This window comes from Nostoc sp. FACHB-888, assembly GCF_014696655.1.
In the GTDB taxonomy this organism is placed as follows: domain Bacteria; phylum Cyanobacteriota; class Cyanobacteriia; order Cyanobacteriales; family Nostocaceae; genus Nostoc.
Map to the genome: position 1 here is coordinate 1 of NZ_JACJQM010000248.1, position 5,303 is coordinate 5,303.

General features: G+C 41.7%; 7 protein-coding genes. 4 read left to right on the top strand and 3 right to left on the bottom strand.

The window, feature by feature from the left end; all coding sequences use genetic code 11:
• Positions 1–135: 135 nt before the first annotated feature.
• On the bottom strand, positions 136–1,260 hold the full coding sequence (gene dinB / locus H6G26_RS38055; RefSeq protein ID WP_347242585.1) for a DNA polymerase IV: 1,125 nt from the start codon (positions 1,258–1,260) through the stop codon (positions 136–138).
• 175 nt (positions 1,261–1,435) lie between these two features.
• Here dinB and H6G26_RS38060 point away from each other — a divergent pair, with 175 nt between their 5' ends.
• On the top strand, positions 1,436–2,368 hold the full coding sequence (locus H6G26_RS38060) for a GIY-YIG nuclease family protein (RefSeq protein WP_190736860.1): 933 nt from the start codon (positions 1,436–1,438) through the stop codon (positions 2,366–2,368).
• 67 nt (positions 2,369–2,435) lie between these two features.
• Here H6G26_RS38060 and H6G26_RS43445 read toward each other — a convergent pair whose 3' ends face one another.
• A complete protein-coding gene (locus H6G26_RS43445) occupies positions 2,436–3,104 on the bottom strand; it encodes a hypothetical protein (RefSeq protein WP_242054264.1) in 669 nt (222 codons plus the stop codon).
• A 285-nt stretch (positions 3,105–3,389) separates the two neighbouring features.
• On the opposite strand from H6G26_RS43445, the gene H6G26_RS38070 reads away from it, so the two are divergent.
• The gene (locus tag H6G26_RS38070; RefSeq protein WP_190736862.1) at positions 3,390–3,596 is read left to right on the top strand and encodes a hypothetical protein; all 207 of its coding nucleotides are present in this window, start codon (positions 3,390–3,392) and stop codon (positions 3,594–3,596) included.
• 303 nt (positions 3,597–3,899) lie between these two features.
• Here H6G26_RS38070 and H6G26_RS38075 read toward each other — a convergent pair whose 3' ends face one another.
• Entirely contained in the window at positions 3,900–4,289 is a 390-nt protein-coding gene (locus H6G26_RS38075; RefSeq protein WP_190736864.1) for a hypothetical protein, read from the bottom strand.
• A gap of 70 nt (positions 4,290–4,359) precedes the next feature.
• On the opposite strand from H6G26_RS38075, the gene H6G26_RS38080 reads away from it, so the two are divergent.
• Both H6G26_RS38080 and H6G26_RS38085 read left to right on the top strand, forming a co-directional pair.
• Entirely contained in the window at positions 4,360–4,626 is a 267-nt protein-coding gene (locus tag H6G26_RS38080) for a hypothetical protein (protein ID WP_190736866.1), read from the top strand.
• 72 nt (positions 4,627–4,698) lie between these two features.
• Complete coding sequence (locus H6G26_RS38085; RefSeq protein ID WP_190736868.1) at positions 4,699–4,986, top strand: hypothetical protein; 288 nt, start codon at positions 4,699–4,701, stop codon at positions 4,984–4,986.
• Positions 4,987–5,303 lie beyond the last annotated feature (317 nt).

The following is a 5,303-nucleotide window of genomic DNA, read 5'->3' on the forward strand; positions in this document are numbered from 1 at the left end:
CACAAGCATCGCCTCTCCCGGAAAACTAGTTTTTTTGTACTATATTTTGAATTTCAAAATGGGGGTTAATACTCTATTTATTTCAAAATGAGAATTGCTGAGAATTGGGAGATAGTTCAGACACACAAGTGTAAGCTAAAATATAATGCCTGCATTTTGAAATAGTGGCAATTGAATTACTTGGGTTTGTTTGGCGTTATTCAAATTGGACAAGGAAATGCCCAGCAACCTAATACTGCGATTCTGCAAGTCAATTGATAAAAACAGTGTTTTAGCTGTCTCAAAAATCGTATCAAGTTGACTGATAGTAGCAAGCATTGTCTTACTGCGGGTTATCTGATGATAGTCAGAAAACTTGACTTTCAGAGTTAATGTGCGTCCTCGTATTTTGTGCTGCTCTAACCGTTGCTCGACAATTTGGGCAATCTGGTCGAGTTCTTGTAACATTTGTCCGATATCGTTTAAGTCCTGTGCAAACGAGGTTTCTGCACCAATGGACTTACGAACCCGATTCGCTTCAACTGGGCGGTCATCTTCCGCCCTGGCAATTTTGTAGTAATAATTCCCTGCTTTACCAAAGTGGTGTGTTAACTCAGTCAGCGATCGCTCTTTCAAATCTGCCCCAGTATGAATGCCGAGTGAATGCATCTTCGCCGCAGTAACTTCTCCTATACCGTGGAACTTCTCAATCGCTAGCTGCTCTACAAAGGCGATCGCATCCTGGGGTAAAATCACCGTTAGTCCATTCGGCTTATTTTGCCCTGATGCCATTTTTGCTAGGAACTTGTTAATTGACACGCCTGCGGTTGCTGTCAACTGAGTTTCCTGGAAAATTGCAGTTCTGATGTATCTTGCGACAGTAGAAGCGTAGGGAATGTTTTGCTTGTTTTCAGTAACATCAAGGTATGCCTCATCTAGTGCAACTCCTTCCACTAAATTAGTATAGCGTTTGAAGATAGCGTGGATTGCAGAGGAAACTTTTCGGTAAACGTCGAATCTTGGCCTGACAAAGATAAGTCCAGGGCATTTGGCAAAAGCGGTTATGGATGGCATGGCTGAGTGAATACCAAACTTACGAGCTTCATAACTCGCTGCTGCAACCACGCCTCGCTGATTGGGACTGCCACCGACTACTAACGGTTTGCCTCGGTAGCTAGGGTTGTCTCGCTGCTCGACCGATGCGTAGAAGGCATCCATATCAACGTGAACTATTTTCCTGGTTCTAGCGACAGATTCTTGTCCCAAGGGTAGCTCCAGCACAAGCAGTCTCGTTTTTCACACCATTTTCAAGCAAATCAAATCCTAAATTAGAAATCCTATAGTACACTAGCACTAGTTTGAGCCAAATTTTGCAGATATGCAAATTATTTAAAGCTTGCTTGAACTTTCTACTATCAGCCCCGATTGGTTTTTCTGTTATTGAGTAAGCGTGACAATGTGGCTCAAATTTGGTGTAGCTCCAGATGGACAATTAGTCTGTGTTGAAGATGTTGGTAGTGGTAAGACTGAGCTTTTATGCCCTTACTGTTACGGGAAGCTAACTGCTAAGAAAGGCAAGGTAAAGCAACATCACTTTGCACATTCTTCAGCAACCTGCCTACCTGTAGCTAACCGTGATTTTCCGATTTTACCACTCTACGATAATTTCAATATTTACCTATCGCGTAAAGATTTAGCACAGTTAAAATTGCTGTGGAAAGAATACGGCTCAATCAATTATCCTATCAGCCCTGGTTTAGTTACCCCGGGACTTCTCAAGGCTGGAATGTTCCAAAAAAATGTCTATCTAACCCCTCCAGCTTATGAATTTACTAATTTAGGAAAAATTCCTGTTGGGGCACTAGAATTCAGTTTATTCAACGAAGTGCAAGAACCCCTGTTGCTCAGAAAGCTACTGAAGCTAGAGCTAGCAGCCAAACACGCATTATACAAAAATGCGCCGGATAAGTCATATCGGCTCACCGATTTAACACTTTATCGCGCTCAACTTCAACGCATTTTATCTTGTACTCTGTATTTTTTAGAAATTCAAACTAAAATTGGCACTTTGCACAAGATAGGAGTTACCGCCAGATCCATCCAACAGCGATTGACAGAAATAGAAACGGATTTACTTATCCCTTATCAAACTGTTGCTATTCAAATACTTGGAACTTGGCTACATAGAGGTAATGTAGAACTATATTTTAAACACCGCTATCATAATTACAATTATCGCATTGGTAGTTTAACTGAGTACTTCAAATTTGGTGCTACCGATGCTAACGCTGCCCTACATGAGCTACAACAAATGAAAGATAAAGTACTTTCTACAGTCGAGATAGACATTCTTAAGGACAACATTAGCTTATCTCAAGTTGCTATTTAGCTTATACCATGCGGGAGCAATAGTCAGATTCCATATTTCTATGCGATCGCCAAAGCAACGCTAATTGCTATTTATTAGACTTTTTGTGCTTTGTGGGGTCAACTAACCGATATGATTGGTCAGATTCACTTGTTGGAGGAAACGGATTTCCAGCAGTTGATGTTACCTCTAGCCCTGTGCCTTTCCCATCAGAATTGATTACTTCGTACTGTCCACTGGTGGGAGTGCGTTCGCCTGGACTATGCAATGAAGATTGAGCCTCCAATGTTTGATCATCTGACTGGCTTAACTGTGCAGTGCCAGCAGTATAAATTAGATAAAACTGTCTCGTAATTTCAAAACCTGGAACATAACCACCGTGGAACGGTATTTCTAATAGTTGACTGAGCGCCCCTTTAATTTCTGAGATTGGTTTAAGCAGTTTTTCGTTGTCCTGGCTCCATCTAATAATTTGTGCATCTAGCAATTCTTGAAACTCAAGAGCGTGTAACGTCGCATCCTCTGAGGAAGTTTGGCTATCTACAACAATCGATAACTTAAGAGTGAACAAAAGTTTCGTTTGTATTTGTGAAGAATCATCATTAGAGGTAACTTGCGTACAATACTCGTCTACATGAAAACCAAACTGAGCCTTAAAATGGGAAAAGCTCTGTGTTTGAAGTTGTTCACTAAGATATGGTAGCAATCCACTATCGGGATCTAATAGGATTTGGCGGACGATTGGTATTTGTATCATAAATACTCTACAAATTTTAAATTAGACGTTTTCTTGACTAACAATTTCACCAGATTCAGCACTTTGAGGCATCCATCAAACTGACGAGACTTAGCTCAATCGCTCTACCGATTTACTTAAAACATCTTTGGTGCTGCTTTTTTGCCAGATAATTGCTAAATAAGTAGCGTCTGGTTCAACAACTCACGATCCCTGTTGCTTTCGTGAAGTCCTACATACGACAACGAACATCTTTCATCCGACGGAACTCGTATCACACGACCCTGCCCCAAGGGTTACGGCACGGTGGATCGACATCCAATCTTTGACCAGGCTCACATGATGGTCGTTCTGCCCTGTGTTGCAGGTCGCCAAGAGGAAGAGTCGGTTCCCCGCGATCCTACCCACGCTGTCCATGATCTCATTCAACGTTGTCCGGCCAAGAATCTTCACTTTCGCTACCTGTGGAGCGTAGAGGAAGATTGGCACATAGCCCTTAAATGTGCCAGTTAGTTGACGGTTAGCACCAATCTCCTCAAAGCATTTCGCAGACATTCTCCAATCAAGATATGAAAGTGTGCCGTCAGAAGTTCTCAATATAAGGCACATACTGGTATCTCGTTCACAGTAATATCCAGACACGCCATCGATATTAGACCATAACTCAGGGTCATTGCCAGGGCGGCCGCATCATGTCAACAAGACTAGTCTATTCTCAATAGAACTTGTAATTTTATCATTAATCTCCTCTTATTGCGAAAATATTTAGCGATCGCTTTGAGTCTCTAAAAGTAAATTAAGCAGTAAATGCTGATTTTATCGTTGATGTTCAACTTTGGTTTTGATCAAGAGTAATTTAGATGCGGCCGCCCTGGGGTCATTGCTGATTTGCCTTGAGAAAGACAGCAGTTCGCCATCGCTCCACGGCTGAATGATTACATTGGGCGCGTGGCTTGTCCCGTAGGGCAATCCATATACCGTCCAGGCTCCGTTGTGAACCCGAGGAAGAAAACCCTGGCGTAAATGCGATTCAATGGAGAAGTCCATCGAAAGCACGTAGGGAATCTCAAGGCTGTGCGGTGTCAACAGAATGTGATTCTCAATGTCAATGCTGTCATTAACGGTTTTCGATCCGTGCCCATTAATGACAAGTGCACAAGAGCAAAGTAATTGAATATTATCCTTCGTCGGCACTACAGCATCCATTTCGTCCCTCAACAACGTGACCTTCGGGTTAGTAGTTAGAAATAAAAATTACTTAACTATAAGTAATCTAGTGCCTTTTTCACCTGATAATTTTTTCAACGCTGTTCCTCCACAGCGAGAACTCTTAACCCTTTATTATCTGCTTGTTAGGAGTCAAAACCGCAAAACAATCTTGAAGTACAATGATGAGTCAAGAAGCGATCGCTTAATACTTGCATCTGTGCAACAGATTATGCTGGGGCATCTGCCCGAAAAAGAGATTTGTACTGAATTGGTAAATTCTTCAGCAAGAGACTCGTATTTTCCATCGATTTGGTGTAACTTGTTATTTCTGTGAAATTATTAATACCTAGCTTCTCCCAAATTTACCCATCCAAATTTTGAGCCAATGCCTTTGAAGGAACAGCCAATGAAAACTTCTAATGATATAGATACCAAGAAGATCATCAAAAAATCCGACAAGCTTACCCTGAGACAGATGAAGTTAATCGAGGAGGCAGAAGACCAACTTCTTCAAGCTAATACTGTCAATTCATCAACCCCTGTGGTTGAAGAGAAACCAGTAGCGATTCCAGAGCCTAGAGTTCCTGACTATATTCCGTTCCTTGATAATCCTCCAGTACAATCTGTGGGCAACTCTGGCTGGCAAGTTTCTGATGTCTGGCGTGATATCCGAGTGGATGATTTTTGTAATTAAAGCAGACAATTTGTATTCCCAGACGGTTAATCATCAAGGCGGTTGCAATTATCCACGCAGTATTGCCGCCTGAGAAGCTTTTGTAAACTATCTTTGCACTCAGTCAAAGCTATAGTTGAATTGTGCCTATAATAAATTACGGCTAACTATAATTAAAAGTTAGCACCATGTAAGTGTGTATTGCTGAATTACGCATCAAAGGCGATACCAAAGACAAGCAAAATTTATCGGCAGCGCAATAGTTTCTTCGTTGCCAACATGCACCCAGAGCGATCGCATGTTGGTGAAAGTGTAGTGTCTGGGGAAAAGTAGTTTTT